The organism is Phaeobacter sp. B1627, from assembly GCF_006265095.1.
GTDB lineage: Bacteria > Pseudomonadota > Alphaproteobacteria > Rhodobacterales > Rhodobacteraceae > Epibacterium.
This window is the reverse complement of sequence record NZ_VCNK01000020.1, coordinates 82,778-98,986: the sequence shown is the minus strand read 5'-3', so window position 1 is coordinate 98,986 and position 16,209 is coordinate 82,778. Positions and strand designations below refer to the sequence as shown.

At 58.9% G+C, this 16,209-nt stretch carries 15 protein-coding genes; 9 read left to right on the top strand and 6 right to left on the bottom strand.

What is annotated here, in order from left to right; genetic code table 11:
* Positions 1-49 precede the first annotated feature (49 nt).
* Positions 50-1,213 (top strand): AMP-binding protein, encoded by a 1,164-nt coding sequence (locus FGE21_RS11455; protein WP_139663425.1) that lies wholly within the window; start codon positions 50-52, stop codon positions 1,211-1,213.
* A complete protein-coding gene (locus tag FGE21_RS11450) occupies positions 1,204-2,313 on the top strand; it encodes an acetyl-CoA C-acyltransferase (RefSeq protein ID WP_139663424.1) in 1,110 nt (369 codons plus the stop codon). The genes FGE21_RS11455 and FGE21_RS11450 overlap by 10 nt, the downstream gene beginning before the upstream one ends.
* A 58-nt stretch (positions 2,314-2,371) precedes the next feature.
* Here the strand turns inward: FGE21_RS11450 and katG are convergent, their stop codons facing one another.
* The gene (gene katG / locus FGE21_RS11445; protein ID WP_139663423.1) at positions 2,372-4,585 is read right to left on the bottom strand and encodes a catalase/peroxidase HPI; all 2,214 of its coding nucleotides are present in this window, start codon (positions 4,583-4,585) and stop codon (positions 2,372-2,374) included.
* Between the two features lie 175 nt (positions 4,586-4,760).
* Here katG and FGE21_RS11440 point away from each other — a divergent pair, with 175 nt between their 5' ends.
* Positions 4,761-5,684, top strand: a complete 924-nt coding sequence (locus FGE21_RS11440; protein WP_139663422.1) for a hydrogen peroxide-inducible genes activator — start codon at positions 4,761-4,763, stop codon at positions 5,682-5,684.
* A 63-nt stretch (positions 5,685-5,747) separates the two neighbouring features.
* On the opposite strand, the gene FGE21_RS11435 is transcribed toward FGE21_RS11440, so the two are convergent.
* Positions 5,748-6,410: a DUF998 domain-containing protein gene (locus FGE21_RS11435; protein ID WP_139663421.1), complete on the bottom strand. Its 663-nt coding sequence runs from the start codon at positions 6,408-6,410 to the stop codon at positions 5,748-5,750.
* A gap of 173 nt (positions 6,411-6,583) precedes the next feature.
* Between FGE21_RS11435 and FGE21_RS11430 the strand changes: the two genes are divergently transcribed.
* Positions 6,584-7,450, top strand: coding sequence for a tyrosine-type recombinase/integrase (locus tag FGE21_RS11430; protein WP_370285646.1), 867 nt, complete (start codon positions 6,584-6,586; stop codon positions 7,448-7,450).
* An 18-nt stretch (positions 7,451-7,468) separates the two neighbouring features.
* Here FGE21_RS11430 and fliP read toward each other — a convergent pair whose 3' ends face one another.
* The 4 genes from fliP to fliF are packed head-to-tail and all read right to left on the bottom strand — an operon-like array spanning position 7,469 to position 10,782.
* Positions 7,469-8,215: a flagellar type III secretion system pore protein FliP gene (gene fliP, locus FGE21_RS11425; RefSeq protein ID WP_139663420.1), complete on the bottom strand. Its 747-nt coding sequence runs from the start codon at positions 8,213-8,215 to the stop codon at positions 7,469-7,471.
* Positions 8,212-8,508: a FliM/FliN family flagellar motor C-terminal domain-containing protein gene (locus FGE21_RS11420; RefSeq protein WP_139663419.1), complete on the bottom strand. Its 297-nt coding sequence runs from the start codon at positions 8,506-8,508 to the stop codon at positions 8,212-8,214. The genes fliP and FGE21_RS11420 overlap by 4 nt, the downstream gene beginning before the upstream one ends.
* Complete coding sequence (locus FGE21_RS11415; protein ID WP_139663418.1) at positions 8,501-9,097, bottom strand: ABC transporter ATP-binding protein; 597 nt, start codon at positions 9,095-9,097, stop codon at positions 8,501-8,503. The genes FGE21_RS11420 and FGE21_RS11415 overlap by 8 nt, the downstream gene beginning before the upstream one ends.
* Positions 9,097-10,782, bottom strand: a complete 1,686-nt coding sequence (gene fliF, locus FGE21_RS11410) for a flagellar basal-body MS-ring/collar protein FliF (protein ID WP_139663417.1) — start codon at positions 10,780-10,782, stop codon at positions 9,097-9,099. Before fliF ends, FGE21_RS11415 begins: the two co-directional genes overlap by 1 nt.
* A gap of 119 nt (positions 10,783-10,901) precedes the next feature.
* Here fliF and fliL point away from each other — a divergent pair, with 119 nt between their 5' ends.
* From fliL to FGE21_RS11385, 5 genes are all read left to right on the top strand, one after another.
* Complete coding sequence (fliL, locus tag FGE21_RS11405) at positions 10,902-11,426, top strand: flagellar basal body-associated protein FliL (protein WP_139663416.1); 525 nt, start codon at positions 10,902-10,904, stop codon at positions 11,424-11,426.
* A 9-nt stretch (positions 11,427-11,435) separates the two neighbouring features.
* Entirely contained in the window at positions 11,436-11,900 is a 465-nt protein-coding gene (locus FGE21_RS11400) for a hypothetical protein (RefSeq protein ID WP_139663415.1), read from the top strand.
* Positions 11,900-12,511, top strand: coding sequence for a MotE family protein (locus FGE21_RS11395; RefSeq protein ID WP_139663505.1), 612 nt, complete (start codon positions 11,900-11,902; stop codon positions 12,509-12,511). The genes FGE21_RS11400 and FGE21_RS11395 overlap by 1 nt, the downstream gene beginning before the upstream one ends.
* A gap of 74 nt (positions 12,512-12,585) precedes the next feature.
* A complete protein-coding gene (gene motA, locus FGE21_RS11390) occupies positions 12,586-13,455 on the top strand; it encodes a flagellar motor stator protein MotA (protein WP_139663414.1) in 870 nt (289 codons plus the stop codon).
* A complete protein-coding gene (locus FGE21_RS11385) occupies positions 13,452-15,893 on the top strand; it encodes a hypothetical protein (protein ID WP_139663413.1) in 2,442 nt (813 codons plus the stop codon). The genes motA and FGE21_RS11385 overlap by 4 nt, the downstream gene beginning before the upstream one ends.
* Positions 15,894-16,209: the final 316 nt, after the last annotated feature.

Genomic DNA, 16,209 nt, shown 5'->3' with positions numbered 1-16,209 from the left:
GCGCAGGCGGGCTAGGTTCTGCGCCGAAACACTCCCGGTGGATCCGACAATGACAGCGCATAACACCCGGTTTCAGCTCTCGCCGCAGACGAGGATCCGGACCCCTGAGGTTGTCGGTCTGAGCGAGCTGACCCGCGCGCTCGGGACTGGACAGTCCATTCTGGCAACGCCGGGGGACACACCGATATCTGCCATATCAGAGTCTGAACAATGGCTCTATTGTCAGAGCTCCGGCTCGACCGGCTATGCAAAAACCATCCGCCGTACGCCGACAAGCTGGATCCGCAGCTTTGACATGGACCGGCGTCAGTTTGACCTTGGCGAGGGGGATGTCGTCGCGAGTCTGGGCACCCTGTCGCATTCGCTGACCCTGTTTGCCGCCGTGTTCGCCTGCCATGTCGGCGCGGATCTGGCGATGCTGGGAGGGACGGGGCCGCGCAGGCAAATGTCGCAGCTGACGACGCTGGGGGCGACGGTTCTCTATGCCACGCCGGCGCAGTTCCGGCTTCTGGTGCGCGCCAACGATGGCACCCCGCCGCCGACGATCCGCCTGATCTTTTCCTCCGGCGGCAAGCTGGACGATGACCTCAGAGACGCGCTGGGCAGGCTGTTCCCAAGCGCCGACCTGCACGAGATTTTCGGCGCGACAGAGACCAGCTACATCACCCTGTCCCATGGTGTCACGCCGCGCGGATCGGTGGGCCGCGCCTACCCGGGTGTCGAAATCCGCATTGCGGACCCCGATGACAGGGGAGTGGGCGAAATCTGGCTGCGCAGCCCCTATCTGTTTGACGGATATGCCAAGGGCAGCAGCAAGGAAACCCGCTGGCAAGACGGCTGGCTGACCATCGGTGAAATGGGTCGTCTCGATCGTGACGGCAATCTCTTTCCCAAGGGACGGCGCAACCGGATGGTGACCGTCGCAGACCAGAATGTCTTTCCCGAGGAAATCGAAAGCCTGCTGATGGGTGTCGAGGGGGTCGATTGTGCCGTCGCTCTTGCCTTGCCGGATCCAAAGCGCGGCCACCGGATCGTGGCTCTTGTGCAAGGGGAGGCTGACATTGGCCCGATGCGCCAGCTCTGCCGACAGACCATCGGTGATCATGCGGTGCCAAAAGAAATCAGATCGGTCGCCCAGATCCCGATGCTGGCCGCAGGCAAACCCGATCTGCTTGCCCTCACCAGACTGCTGCAGGCGGACGAATGGCCTTGATTATCGCAGCCCGGCGCACCGCCGTTAGTCCCAGAGGTGGCGGTTTCACAGCGCTGGAACCGCACGAGCTGGCCGCACCTGTTGTTGTCGCCTGCCTCGCAGATGCCGGGATCTGCCCCGGTGACGTTGGCGAGGTGATCCTGTCGAATGCTCTTGGCGGCGGCGGCAATCCCGCGCGGATCACCGCCTTGGCAAGCGGCCTGCCGGAGGGCGTTCCCGGTCTCAGCATTGACCGGCAATGTGTCGGTGGACTGGACGCAATCCTGCTCGGACATGCCCTGGTGGAGGCCGGGCTGCACGATGTGGTGATCGCCGGCGGTGCAGAGAGCTATTCGCGCCGCCCCGCGCGGGCCCGTACATTTGCCGATGGCCGCCCGCCGGAGCCCTATGATCAGGCCCGGTTCACCCCTTGGGCGGACCGCGACCCAAACATGGCACAAGCGGCGGATCAACTGGGGCGGACGCTGGGCATCAGCCGCACCAAGCAGGATGCCTGGGCGCAACGCAGCCACGCAAATGCAAGGTCTCATGCGGGCGCGCGCAGGGCGGAGATCGTCGACATCCATGGCTTCAGTGAGGATGCTTTTATCCGGGAGCTGACACCGCGCCATTGTGCCCTCGCGGCATCGGTTTCCGGAGACATCACGGCCGCCAATATGGCCGTTGCCGCAGATGCGGCGGCCTTTGTCGTGATTGTCAGTGACCGGATGGCGGCGCGCCTCGGCCGGGGAGGGCTGCGGCTGTTGCAGGGGGTGACACTGGGGGCCGACCCTGAACAACCGGGCATTGCCCCTGTGGCTGCCGTGCGGTCCGTCCTGTCCCGTCAATCGGTCGCCCCGTCGGAATTGCACCGGGCGGAGATCATGGAGGCCTTTGCCGTTCAGGCCCTTGCCTGCATCGCCGGTGCCAATTTGCCGACCGGCATTGTCAATCCGGCCGGTGGCGCACTGGCGCAGGGTCATCCCGTTGGGGCGTCGGGGGCGATCTTGGCCGTCACGCTATTCCACGCGCTGCACCCCGGAGATGGCCCGGCCCTGGCCGCGATCGCCGCAGCCGGCGGGATCGGTACTGCCGCAGTTTTCGAAGCGACCGGGGCGTGAAACCAAAAAAGGCGCCGCGGGATGCGACGCCTTTCTCTGGTTCAGCTTTTGGCAGGGATCATGCCAGGTCGAAACGGTCCAGTTCCATGACCTTGACCCAGGCGGAGACAAAGTCTTTGACGAATTTGCCTGCGTTGTCGTCCTGAGCGTAGACCTCTGACAAGGCCCGCAGCTGCGAGTTGGAGCCAAAGATCAGGTCAGCCCGGGTGCCTGTCCACTTGGCCGCGCCGGTGGCACGATCGCGTCCCTCAAAGATCTCACCAACCCCGTCGGTCGCGGTCCACTCGGTCCCGAGATCGAGAACATTGACGAAGAAATCATTCGTCAGCTGGCCCTTGCGGTGGGTCAGTACACCATGCGCGCTGTCACCATAGGTGGCGCCCAAAGCCCGCAAACCACCAACCAATACGGTCATTTCGGGTGCGGAGAGGGTCAGCAGTTGCGCCCTGTCGACCAACATCTCTTCGGTCGAGATGGTGAAGCGGGTCTTCGCATAGTTCCGGAACCCATCGATCTGCGGCTCCATCACGTCGAAGCTCTCGATGTCGGTCTGCTCCTGACTTGCATCCGTGCGGCCCGGTGTGAAGGGTACAGCAATGTCAAAGCCCGCATCCTTCGCGGATTTCTCCACCGCGGCAGAGCCTGCCAGAACGATCAGGTCCGCAAGAGAGATCTTCTTGCCGCCCGAGGCCGCAGCATTGAAGCTCGCCTGGATGCCTTCAAGCGCTGTCAGGACCTTGTCGAGCTTCGCCGGTTCATTGGCTTCCCAGCTCTTCATCGGCTCCAGACGTATGCGCGCACCATTGGCGCCGCCGCGTTTGTCGGACCCGCGGAAGGTGGAGGCCGAGGCCCAGGCCACATAGACCAGATCCTGAACCGACAGACCGGAGGCCAGAATATCCGCCTTCAGCTTTGCGACATCAGCGTCGTCGACCAGAGGGTGATCGACTGCAGGAACCGGATCTTGCCAGATCAGATCCTCGCTCGGAACATCGGCGCCGAGATAGCAGGCTTTGGGCCCCATATCGCGGTGCGTGAGCTTGAACCAGGCCCGTTTGAACGCATCGGCGAATTGATCCGGGTTCTCGTGGAACCGTTTGGAGATCGGCCCGTAAATCGGATCCATGCGCATCGCCATGTCGGCGGTGGTCATCATGATCGGAACCTTCTTGCCGGAACCGTCCACCTCGGGAGCGTGATCCTCGTCCCGGAGGTCTTTGGCATGCCAGATCCAGGCACCGGCCGGGGATTTGGTCAATTCCCAGTCATAGCCGAACAGAACGTCAAAGTAGCCCATGTCCCACTGGATCGGGTTCGGTGTCCACGCACCCTCGATGCCGGAGGTGATGGTGTCCACGCCCTTGCCGGATTTGTGCGACGACAGCCAACCCTGGCCCATTGCCTCGATCGGGGCGGCTTCCGGCTCGGGACCGACTGCTTCGACGGGGCCGTTGCCATGGGCCTTGCCAAAGGTGTGGCCGCCGGCGGTCAGAGCAACGGTTTCCTCGTCGTTCATTGCCATCCGGGCAAAGGTCTCGCGGATGTCACGGCCGGATGCCAGCGGATCCGGGTTACCGTCCGGGCCTTCGGGGTTCACATAGATGAGACCCATCTGAACGGCGGCCAGCGGGCCTTCGAGTTCGCGGTCACCCTGATACCGGGCCAGCTCGTGATCGGAGGTCGCGAGCCATTCGTCTTCGGCGCCCCAATAGATGTCTTCCTCGGGCTCCCAAACGTCCGCGCGACCACCGCCGAACCCAAAGGGCTTCAGACCCATTGATTCGATGGCGCAGTTGCCCGCGAGGATCATCAGATCGGCCCAGGACAGCTTGTTGCCGTATTTCTTCTTGATCGGCCACAGCAGCATGCGGGCCTTGTCGAGGTTGCCGTTGTCGGGCCAGGAGTTCAGTGGCGCAAAGCGCTGGGTGCCAGTGCTGCCACCGCCGCGTCCGTCGGCGGTCCGGTAGGTGCCTGCCGAGTGCCACGCCATGCGGATCATCAACCCGCCATAGTGTCCGTAGTCGGCGGGCCACCAGTCCTGACTGTCGGTCATCAGGGCGATGAGATCCTGTTTCACCGCCTCCAGATCGAGCTGCTTGAAGGCCTCGGCATAGCTGAAATCTTCGCCGAGCGGATTTTGGCGTGTCTGGTGCTGGTGCAAAATCGCCAGGTTCAGTTGGTTCGGCCACCAATCGCGGTTGGACCGTCGGCCTTTGTTGGTGTTGGCTCCGGAAAACGGGCAGCCACCTGCACCATTATTTTGTCCGTCCATATCTTCCTCCAGAATCTGTCCGTGGTGGGGACTGTTTTTGATTGAGTAGTCCGGGCCGTTCACGTGCGACTCTTGCGAATCCGGACAGGTCTGCGGCTACCCTCGCTGACCTGTGTAACAACAATTCAGAATTATTCTAAGTTGCATTTTTTGATAGTCACGATAAGAATTTCCTATGATCAATATCACGCTCAAACAGCTCCGCTATTTCGAGGCCCTGACGCGACACGGCCATTTCGGGCGCGCGGCGGATGCCTGCTCGATCAGCCAGCCGGCGCTGTCGGTTCAGATCAAGGATCTGGAGGAAAACCTTGGCGTGGTGCTGTTTGAACGCAGCGCGCGTCAGGTTCGGCTGACAGGGTTTGGTCAGGATTTTGCCGACCGAGCACGTGACATCCTGCGCGCAGTGGACGAACTGGGAGATCTGGCGCGGCTGGCCAAGGACCGTATGGTTGGCCGCCTTCGCATCGGGGTGATTCCCACCGTTGCTCCGTATCTGTTGCCAACGTTGATCCAGCGGCTGCACAAGGCGCACAGCGGGCTGGACGTGCATATTCGCGAAACGATGACGCAAAAGCTGATATCGGAGCTTCTCGATGGTCGTCTGGATACGGCGATTGTCGCCCTGCCTGTATCGGAACCGGGTCTCGCGGAAACGGCTCTGTTTGACGAGAAATTCGTGCTCGTCCGCAGCGCGCAGGAAGCCGCGGCGCCTGTCCCCTCTCCCGAGGGTATGCGGGAGATGAAGCTCCTGCTGCTGGAAGAAGGCCATTGTTTCAGGGATCAGGCCGTGTCTTTTTGCAATTTCCGCTCCACGCTTCCCAGTGACGGGTTGGACGGAAGCTCCTTGTCGACGCTTGTGCAAATGGTCGGCGCCGGGATCGGAGTGACCCTGATCCCCGAGATGGCGGTGCCCGTCGAAACCCGCTCTGCTCCGGTCTCGCTGGCGCGGTTCAAAGGGGATGAACCGGGCCGCACAATTGGGATGGTCTGGCGCAAAACCAGCCCTCTCGCGCCACAGCTCATGGAGATTGCAGATGTAGTCAGGCTGTCAGCGGAGCAGCTTCGCACGGAAAACCAACACTTGCTGCCGTCCTAGCGTAGTCGTCGTCACCGGCTCCGGACCTGGTGGTCGGCCCAATCGGAGAGCCCCCCGGAGTCACTATGGCTGAGCCGTAGCGATGGGGGCTGCTGCGGAAGCCTCATGCCGTCCCAGCAAAATGATCTGTGCGTAGATCAATGCCTCAAGCAGGCGCTGGAACAGTCCTTGCGCCTCCGGAAACAGGATAATGCAGGCATAGAGGCAAAATCCGCTGGCGGTCACCGGGAGAGCGAGGCGGCGCACAAGCGATGAGCGGGATGCGGTCAGGCTGATGGGCAGCAAGCCAATGAGGGCCAGTGGATAGGCCACTGCCGCGATGACCATATGTGCGAGATGAACGGAGCTGCCCGCCGCAGGATCCCCGCTGGCCTCGCCTCGGCATCCCGCATCGCAGGGCAGAACCGCAGCGAGTATGAGCAAAACCGCAAATGCGGCCAGGATCAGTATGGAAAATCGCCGCGATCTGCTGCGCGGTTGTCGGGCGCTGAGGACCGCGAGAAAGGCCAGCAGCCAAAGCTCGGCGGGGATGAAGACCGCGTAGTTTGCCCATGCCGCCACAGGTGCTCCGGACGCGCCAAGGGCACTCATGAACTGGCTGATATGTGAGTAGCCCGGCGTCAAAGCCCCGGTCACTGCGACGCCAATCCCCAACCAGAGCGCACTCAGGACCGGAAAGCCGAAAAGTGCAGCCGCCTGCACGCTAGGAGATGAATTCAGCTTCACGTTCAGGAACCTGTGTAAATTTCTGCAAACCGACTGCGGCCGCTGAATGGGTCAGCGTGCGGCATGCATACCGTGCTTTCACCACCTTTTGAAGCAGATCGCCCGCTTCTTTCGCGCAGCCCGCCAAACTCCGGTGATCGAGGGGAAGCAGGGGAGGAAGACCGCTCCGGTCTGTGCGGCCTGTGCGCTCTGTGCAGCCTTTGGCAGGCCGGGTAGCTCAGCCTAACGGCACCAAGAGCTACATCGTTCAGTATCGTAATCGCATCACAGGTCGATCTCGACAGCAAACCATCGGTCAGGTTGGCCCGCTTCTTTCATTCACCAATGCACGGAAAGAGGCGATGCGTCTTCTAAGCGAGGCCGCGCAGGGTGGCGACCCTGTTGAAGCAAAACAGACTGCTCGCCAAGCGGAAACCATCGCCGATTTTGCAGATCAATACCTTACGCATCACGCCAAGCCCAAGAAGCGCGAAAGGAGCGTGGCGAATGATGTCTCGATGCTAAATGCGATTATCATTCCGGAATTGGGCAATCGGAAGGTTTCAGAAGTCGGGCACCGCGATATTCAAGCTCTCCACAACAGCCTGCGAGAAATCCCCTACAGGGCAAATCGCAGGCTCGCGCTTCTTTCGAAGATGTTTGCCTTGTCAGTCCTTTGGGGATGGCGGCACGACAACCCTGCCAAGGGTGTGGAGCGTTTCCCCGAGAATAAGCGGCATCGCTGGCTATGCGATGCGGAGCTGGCACGGCTTGTTGCAGCTCTCAACGAACAACCGAACCAGAATGCGGCCAATGCCATCCGGTTGCAACTTCTGACCGGCGCACGCATTGGCGAGGTTCTGTCTGCCGAATGGACCGATTTCGATATAATCCGGGGCGTCTGGGTAAAACCTTCACACCACACAAAACAGAAACGCACCGAACACTTACCCCTATCCAGCGCCACTATTGCCTTGCTTCAAGAAATCAAGGACCGTGCCAAAGCAGAGGCACCTCAACATGACCTAACCCCGGGTCCGTGGTCTGGCGCCTGGGATTAGTTTTGGCTCAAGCCTATTTTAGCTAGGATAATAACTTCGGACCAATGCGCTTGCGATCAGGCTCCAGCCATCCGCGACGACAAAAAATGCCAACTTGAACGGCAAGGACACCAGAGCGGGTGGGACCATCATCATACCCATGGACATCAGGGTCGCCGCTGTAACCAGATCGATGACGAGGAAGGGCAGGAAAACCAGAAAGCCGATCTCGAACGCGCGAGTTATTTCCGACAGCATAAAGCTGGGGATCAAAACGGAAAGAGGCGCTTCTTCTGTCGGGTCCAGTCCCTGGGTGCCAGGCCGCAGGTCGGAGATGGCATAAAACGTATCGGGGTCAAGCCTGTTGACCATAAAGGCCCTGAACGGCTCTACCGCACGCTCAAGCGCGGGAACGACTTCAAGTTGCTCGTCGATCAAAGGCGCAATTCCGGTTTCCCACGCCTCGGTAAAGACCGGTTCCATAACAAAGTAAGTCAGGAACATCGCAAGACTGATCATCAGCATATTGGGAGGAGCCTGTTGCAGGCCGATCCCCTGGCGCAATATCGACAGCACTGTGATCAGGAACGGGAAACAGGTGATCATAATCAGCAGCCCCGGCGCAACACTGAGCACCGTGACAAGCAGGATCAACTGGATGGTACGGGCCGAGATCGACTGACCATCGGCGAGATTGAGGCTCAGTTCTTGGGCCAGCGCTACCTGGGGAAGCAAAAGCAGCATGAAAACTGCAGTTGCACCCAGAGCGAAAAAATTTCGTATCATCCCAGCCCGCTTTGCAAATCGGCGATTTCCGTGAGCCGTACAGCAAGCTGTCCGGCCTGGTCACCTTCCATTTCTTCAAGTTGCCCGCGAGCAACCAGCCGATCCCCGACGTAGAGATCCACCGGGTCCTCGACTTTTTTATCGAGTGTGAGGATTGCATTTTCCCCAAGGTTGACGAGATCACGGATCAACGGACGTGCCTTTCCGACGGATACGATCACTTCGACCGGTACCGAAACAAACGGATTGGCAGCGTCGGCGGATTTTGGGTTCAGATCGCCTGTCTCATCCATAGTTGCTTTCCTCTTTGAATTGATAGGAGAAGGCTTCGATCGATTCGCGAATTGCTTCAATCAGAGCCTCGGAGTTCAGTTCTCTTTCGCTCTGGCCGACGCGCAGCTGCGCCTGGCCTCGCGACATATTTGCATCTTCGCGCACCCGAGCGTCGACCCTTGGTTCCTCGCGAAGAAGCGCACGTACAGCATTGCTTTCTCCTGCCGCCACTACGACCTCCATGGGTTCGTTGATTTGCCCCTTTGCCATCTCATTGAGCTGATCGATGATGTGATGGCCAAAGCTCGCAGCCATCGTGTCTGGCAAAATGACCGAGGTGAGGACCTTGAACATCGGGTCGAGTGCCTCGATCAGCTGCGTTTGCGCCTCATGGTAGGTGAAGCTCAGATCCTCGAGAGATCCGGCCAATGCCGCCGACACACGGGTGGCTTCTTTGTCCTTTGCTTCGATGGCATCATCCCACCCGGCCGTGTAGCCCTTTTCAAAGGATACCAACTTGGCCTCTTCTACCAACTCTTCTGAAACGGAGTTGACGGGTTCCACGGGGGTTTTCATGCCAAAGTCTTCAAGAAGATGCGCAATGGTCATCAGGCACGCTCCTCATTTTTCTCTTCCAGCCATCCGCGCAGAATTTGCACGGTTTCTTCCTGTCGGTCGCCGATCATGGACCGCAGGCGATCAACGGGATCCCCGCCCATGCCGCCGCCACCGCCGAAGCTGTTCAGGCCGTCGCCCATGCCAGGCAAGCCACCCATACCGCCCATCGGCTCAAACTGACCGGTATCGCCATTCTCGATTTCACCATCCAGCGCAATGCCCGCCCCCAAGTTCGGGTTCATCATGAAGCCGCCGTCATCTCCGCCCATACTGGGCAGGCCGGGCAGGTCAGATGCGCCGGAGCCGTCCGGAGATGGAAGCGCCATGACGCTTGCCCCGTTCCCGGCGAGAATCGGGCGAACAACAAACAGGCCAAGCACAAGTGCAACAATCGCGAGTGCTGCCATCTGAATGATCGACATGACATCAAAGTACAGGTTGTCGAGGAACGACGTTGATGCCGCGGTGCCCTGTGGCTCGATGTTGGGAAGATCCATCGACTTCAGGGTGATCACGTCACCGCGTTCCGCATTGAAACCGATGGCTGCGGAGATCAGTTCATGGAGCGCCTCCAGCTCGTCGTCGGGGCGGGGGGCAAATTCGGTCTCTCCGTTGGCGATGTTCGTGGTGACGCCATTGACGAGAACCGCAACAGTCAGACGTTTGATCGCCCCAGGGCCGCGGATGATCTCCTTCTCTGTTTCAGAAACCTCATAATTTATACGCTCCCGCGTGGAGTTGGTATTGGCACGGGACCCTTCTCCTGCGCCTGCGTCGCCGTCTGGAATATTGGAGGCGACGGTGACTTCACCCGCCTGATTCTGAGAACTGTCCGTTCTCTCCTCCACATCCGTGCTGATTGCGACACGGCTTTCCGGGTCAACCCGCTTTTCACGGATCGATTCTGTGTCAGTGACCGTTTCGACGCTGACCTCGACCACTGCGTTTCCGTGACCAACCCGCGCTTCAACGAGGCGCAGAACGCGCTCGCGAATCGATTGGGACCGGTCATCTGTGCCAGCTCCGGCTGCCGCGGCTGCTTCGGGCGACCCAACCAAAGAGCCGTTGGCATCGATCACCGCAACATTGTCGACAGCGAGACCGGCCACCGCGGAGGCGATCAGAAACCGTATCGCATTGGCCTGCGCCGGTGTGATCGGGGTCCCCATGGGCGTGACCGAAACCGACGCGGTTGGTTCAAGGGTTCGCTGAAACGGGTTGCTGCCGGTATTGGCAATATGGACCCGGGCCTGGCTGACATGCGGGTTGGCCACAATGGTCCGAGCCAGTTCACCTTCTTTCGCGCGCCAATAGGCCGCGTCAAACATTTGCGATGTGGTGCCGAAACCGCTGAGCGAATCAAGCAGCTCATAGCCCTTGCCGCCATTGGCAGGCAGTCCTTGGCTGGCGAGCGTCATCCTAAGCTCGTCGCGCCTTGCACCGGGAACATAGATTGATCCCCCGCGCACTTCATAGTCGACACCGCTCTGTTCCAGAGCGCTGACAACATCTCCGGCCGTGCTGCTTTCCAGCCCGGCATATAGTAGTTGCATGGTCGGCTTGTTGGCCACCATGGACATGAGAAAGAAAGTCAGGATCACGGCGACAGTCGCCCCGATCGCCATCATCCGCTTCCGCGTGTCCAAACCTGCCCAGACATTCTTGATCTGCTGCACATTAACCTCCGTCGCACCGGCGTTCTCTCCGGCCTGCAACCCTTTTCTCCGATTGGCCTTAACATTCGGTTAGTTCCTGTCGGGTTATGAACGGGTTGCACGATGTTTTAGGGATAGCCATGACAGACGCTGTAGCTGATATAGAAACAAATGGGTCCGCAAAGAAAAGTAAGATGCCCCTGATCATAGGGCTCGTGCTTTGTATTGCTGGCGCAGGGGGCGGGTTTTACGCTGTTCAGTCAGGTCTTCTTCCCTTTGGTAACACGTCCGCTCAAAGTGCGGAGGATGGAACCGAAGAGGCGCCAGAAGGCGTGGACAAGGGTGAGTCGGCGGACGAAATCGCCAATCTTGCTTTTATCGAAATGGAACCGATCGTGATTACGCTGCGCAAAGCCAGCGGAGTCAGTCAACTTCGGTTCCGTGCACAACTCGAGGTCAACCAGGCCGATCAGGTCGAGGTTGAGAAAGTCCTCCCCAGAGTTGTCGATGTCCTCAACAGTTACCTGCGGGCGCTCGAGCTTGAGGATCTGACCGATCCGATGGCGCTGCCTAAACTGCGGGCACAGATGCTACGGCGGATCAACATAGCGACCGGACAAGGTCGCGTGCGTGATCTGCTGATTATGGATTTCGTACTCAACTAGGAGGACAGGATGGAACTTATAGCTGATATCCTGCTTGCGGCCGGAGCACTGGGTGCCGGGTTTTATTGCCTGGTGCTGTCGCGCCGACTGAAGCGGTTCAACGACCTTGAAAAAGGGGTTGGCGGGGCTGTGGCGGTGCTTTCGTCGCAAGTGGACGATCTGAACAAATCGCTGGTGTCGGCCCGGCAGATGTCGGACGGCTCGAGCAAGGCGCTGGAGCAGCTGACCGGCCGCGCCGAATCGGTGTCGCACAAGCTGGAGCTGATGATGGCCTCCATGCATGACATTGCGCCCCAGCCGGATAAGCGGCTGGAAACCAGTGCAAGCCGCACTGAGGAAAACGATGCCCTTGCAGCGGCCTATGAGGCCGACGGACAGGAAGAGGCGGCTCAACCCGTTGAACCGCAGGAAGAGGCGAAACCATCTGGGCTGATGTTCGTTCGTCACAACCGAAATCAGAATCGGGTCGCATGATGGCAAAGGCAGATAAATCAAAGAAGATGTACCGGGCGAAGCGCGGCACCTTGATGCTTCTGGCAGTATTTCTGATGGGGTCGGCCATTGTCCGGATCGCTCTGGAAGCGGCGCCGGCTATTGCGCGGGAAGTGGCGGCAGCAAAAACCGACACCGAAGAAACCAACGAGATGGCGCCATCTGCGGCGGGGATACCCGATTCGGCAGAGATGCAGGCGATGATTGCCGCCTTCAAAAAACGCGAGATGCAGCTCGCAGAGCGTGAAGCCGAAATCGAAGACCGGATGAAGGCGTTGGAGATTGCCGATCAGGCGATTGAGAAAAAGCTCATGGATCTGCAGCAAGCCGAGGCGAAGCTACTGGCAACGCTCACTCTTGCCGATGGTGCCGCAGAGCAGGACGTGACCAAGCTGACCTCTGTCTATGAACAGATGAAGCCCAAAGATGCTGCTGCTTTGTTTGAGGAAATGGACCCGAGTTTTGCGGCTGGTTTTCTGTCCCGTATGCGCCCGGAATCCGCTGCCGGCGTGATGGCGGGTCTGAGCCCTGAAGCAGCCTATACCATCAGCGTCGTGCTGGCCGGACGAAATGGTGAAGTGCCTAAGGAGTAACTTGGGCTCTCACTCAGCCTTTCTTAACACGACTGGCCTACCTTTCAGACTGTGACAATATTTGGAGCTTACCTATGATCGGTATTGTGGGGATCATTGTGATTTTTGTCATGGTGTTCGGTGGCTACCTGCTTGCGGGTGGCAAACTGGGCATCATCATTAAATCGCTGCCGTTTGAAATGATGATGATCGGGGGGGCCGCCGTTGGTGCATTCCTGATCAGCAATGATATGGGCGGCGTGAAGCATACGATCAAGGACATCGGCAAGGTCTTCAAAGGGCCGAAATGGGCCCCTGACGACTACCGGGATCTTCTGTGTCTTATGTTCGCCCTGATCCGAATCGCACGCGCAAACCCGGTCGAGGTGGAGCAGCATATCGAAGACCCGGAAAATTCCGCAGTCTTCAGCAAATACCCCAAGATCCTGGCCGACAAGGAAGCGATCAATCTGATCAGCGATACAATGCGTTCGGCCTCAATGAACTACGACGACCCACATCAGGTTGAAGAGGTTCTGGAAAAGCGTATCGAAGCCAACCTTCATCACGCGCTGCATTCTAGCCACGCGTTGCAAAGCATGGCGGATGGCCTTCCGGCTCTTGGGATCGTTGCCGCTGTTCTGGGGGTTATCAAGACGATGGCCTCCATCGATCAACCACCAGAAGTTTTGGGTAAAATGATCGGTGGCGCGCTGGTGGGAACCTTTCTGGGTGTTTTCCTGTCCTACGGTCTGGTCGCGCCCTTTGCGGGCAAGGTCAAAGCCGTGGTTGAAGAGGACGCGCATTTTTACCAGCTGATCCGAGAGGTTCTTGTGGCCAACCTTCATAACCACGCCGCCGCAATCTGTATTGAGGTGGGGCGCCAGAATACGCCATCCCACATCCGGCCCGGGTTTTCCGAGTTGGAAGAGGCCTTGAATTCGGTGAAACAGGACGCAGCATGATTTCGCGAGCAATCGCATTTGTCGCCGCAGGAGTGGTGGCCGACTATGCAGAAGCACAGACAATTGTTGCGCGCTCGGGGGAGCACAGTGACTTTTCACGACTGGTGATGCGAATCCCTGATGGCGTGGAATGGTCGCTGACCCAGAGCGATCGCATTGCAACAGTCAACGTCGGGTCGCCGACGGCTTTGTTCAACACGCAAAGTGTTTTTGACCTCATTCCACGAACCCGCATCCAATCGGTTTCCCAGAACGGACCAGGGCAGCCGCTTCGGATCGATCTTGGATGCGAATGTGTCGTAGACTACTATCAGCAGGCTGACGGATATCTGGTTATCGATGTGCGCGAAGGTCGTCCACTGGAACTCGCGGTGCCTGGCGATTCGTCGAGTTTGCCGCTTACTTTCCCGGTCAGCGGCGGAGGATACAGTTTTAATCTTGGGCGCCAGGATCTGGCGAGCGCTCGGGTGGCTATGGATCTGGAAGAGGCGGTCGAGGCCACTTTCGGGAGTGCTCAACAGCAACCGTCCCGCACTGGGCCTATTGAATTACCATTGTTTATAGACCCGACAACGCAATTCGCGGCGGCGGGGGCAGACCCTTCGAACCCATCGCAACCTGGAAACTCTGAACCGAAGAAACCAACCGAGGTTAAGACCGAAGATGGTAAATCGGAACCTGCAAGGCTGAATGCAGACGCGAGTCTTCTGATGGACTTTGACGAAAATCAGCGCGCCGCGATGGTCAATGATTCCGAAACGCGCTTGTTGCAACAAATTGGGCGGGCCAGCGAGCAGGGGCTACTTAAGCCCACGGAGCAGTTGCAGGACAATATGCAACTTGATCCGCTTGGCAACGAGAACAGACCCCTAAATCCACTCGACAACATTTCTGTTACCTCAGCAATTGATCGCGAGACCGGGTTGTTGGCTGTGGGACCAGATGGGCAGAAAGAGGCCGCTCACTGCATCGAGAACCGCGAAATGGCCATCCACAAATGGGGTGGGCCCGAGCCCTTTGCCGTTCAGATCGGAGCGTTACGGTCCAAGTTGTTTGGCGAATTTGATGCGGTCAATCGCGATACGGCTCTCAAGCTGGCACGCACATATTTGTATTTCGGCTTTGGGGCAGAAGCGCGTGCGACCCTGCGTATGATTCCAGAAAACGACCTGAACCCCAGGTCACGGGACATCATGAATACGCTGGCCGGTATTCTCGATGCCGCGTCCCTGCCGGTGAATACCGTGTTTATCGGACAGCAAACCTGCGATGGAGATGCTGCATTTTGGGCCGCGATGTCGGATGGCGTTGTGAAAAAAAATGCAAACACCGATGCGATCCAGCAAGCCTTTGCAAAGCTTCCTGCCCATCTGCGCGTTCAGATGGGGCCGCGGATGAGCACCTTTTTTGCGGTCGCGGGGGACCCTCATGTGGCAAAGGCTGCACTGCGTTCGGTTGACCGGACCGGGATAGATGCCGTGCCCGACCGAAATCTTGCCGAGGCAGCAATTGCGCAGCTTGAAGGGAATACCGATGCCGTCGCGCGCAACCTGACGGAGGAGGTGGCAGAGCAAAGTGAAAATACGCCAAAGGCTCTGATTGAATTGATCGAGCTGACCTATCGGGAGCGCCGGGCCCTGTCTCCTGATGTTCCCGAGCTGACGGCGTCTTATGAACTTGAGAGCCGCGACACGCCACTTGGCGCCGAGCTGCGTGTTGCTGAAGTCATTGCTCTGGCGTTGACAGGGCGTTTTGATGCTGCATTCTCCCGGGCGCACAAGATGCAAAGCCGTGACGGGCCCGGCGCGCGCAACAAGGTCAACGCACCGATCATGACCTTGCTGACCGAAAACGCCAACGATGTCACCTTTCTCAAATATGCTCTGATCTTTGCCGAAGAGGCCGGCGCAACCCGGGCCGGTCAGGTCGGTGATGTGGTGGCCCGGCGTCTTCTAGACTTGGGTTTTGCCGAGCAAGCCGAGGCGATTTTGCGCAAGATGAGTCTGGAGCCGGAAAATGAGGATCGGCGAATGATGAGTGCCGAGGCACATCTGGCTATGGATCAGCCACAACGTGCACTGGTCCAATTGATGGGGCTTGAAGGCGCACAGGCTGACCGCATGCGCGCGAGGGCGTTGTGGCGCAACAAAGAATACGAACGCGCCAGTGAATACATGCTGTCTGCTCAGGAATTGAATGAAGCAGCCCGAGGGTTCTGGCATTCTGAGGATCTGAACGCCGCAGAACAGTTTGATACCGAGGCCGCTCCTTTCCGTGCCGTAGCCGATCTCACTACGCAGATTGATACGGCGGTAAGTGAACCGCAGGGGCTTCCTCCCCTGGCAGAGGCACGTGCTTTGCTGGAAAGTAGCGCCGGTGCCCGGAGCTCCATCGAGGAGTTGCTCCGGCAAGTCGAACGGGCGCCGCCAGCGGACTAGGAAATCTATCTAGCGTTTCATCTGGCCGCCCTGAGGAGCGGCCATTTCCTTTAGCGATGATAATACTTTGTAAACGCTCGAAGCCTAGCGTGAGGGTCAGGGAAGAATCCTGATTTGGAACGGGCAGAATGCCAGTGAAACCGAAAACACAGACCGGGCCTGGGCCTTGGGAAATGGATGCCGCGCTGCGAGGGACACCCTTGTCGATGCGGCTCGTTGCATTTGTGCGGCGAAATTATTCTCGTTTCCCCGTCAGTTTCTTCCCCCTCAACTGCCTGTCTCTCCCCAGTATGCAAGGGGAGTCGGGGATGGTTTC

Coding starts and splice junctions, on each gene's coding strand:
- motA (WP_139663414.1), top strand. CDS start 12,586: ATGATCGGTATTGTGGGGATCATTGTGATTTTTGTCATGGTGTTCGGT.
- FGE21_RS11415 (WP_139663418.1), bottom strand. CDS start 9,097: ATGACCATTGCGCATCTTCTTGAAGACTTTGGCATGAAAACCCCCGTG.
- katG (WP_139663423.1), bottom strand. CDS start 4,585: ATGGACGGACAAAATAATGGTGCAGGTGGCTGCCCGTTTTCCGGAGCC.
- fliP (WP_139663420.1), bottom strand. CDS start 8,215: ATGATACGAAATTTTTTCGCTCTGGGTGCAACTGCAGTTTTCATGCTG.
- FGE21_RS11400 (WP_139663415.1), top strand. CDS start 11,436: ATGGAACTTATAGCTGATATCCTGCTTGCGGCCGGAGCACTGGGTGCC.
- fliL (WP_139663416.1), top strand. CDS start 10,902: ATGACAGACGCTGTAGCTGATATAGAAACAAATGGGTCCGCAAAGAAA.
- FGE21_RS11420 (WP_139663419.1), bottom strand. CDS start 8,508: ATGGATGAGACAGGCGATCTGAACCCAAAATCCGCCGACGCTGCCAAT.
- FGE21_RS11385 (WP_139663413.1), top strand. CDS start 13,452: ATGATTTCGCGAGCAATCGCATTTGTCGCCGCAGGAGTGGTGGCCGAC.
- FGE21_RS11440 (WP_139663422.1), top strand. CDS start 4,761: ATGATCAATATCACGCTCAAACAGCTCCGCTATTTCGAGGCCCTGACG.
- FGE21_RS11455 (WP_139663425.1), top strand. CDS start 50: ATGACAGCGCATAACACCCGGTTTCAGCTCTCGCCGCAGACGAGGATC.
- FGE21_RS11395 (WP_139663505.1), top strand. CDS start 11,900: ATGGCAAAGGCAGATAAATCAAAGAAGATGTACCGGGCGAAGCGCGGC.
- FGE21_RS11450 (WP_139663424.1), top strand. CDS start 1,204: ATGGCCTTGATTATCGCAGCCCGGCGCACCGCCGTTAGTCCCAGAGGT.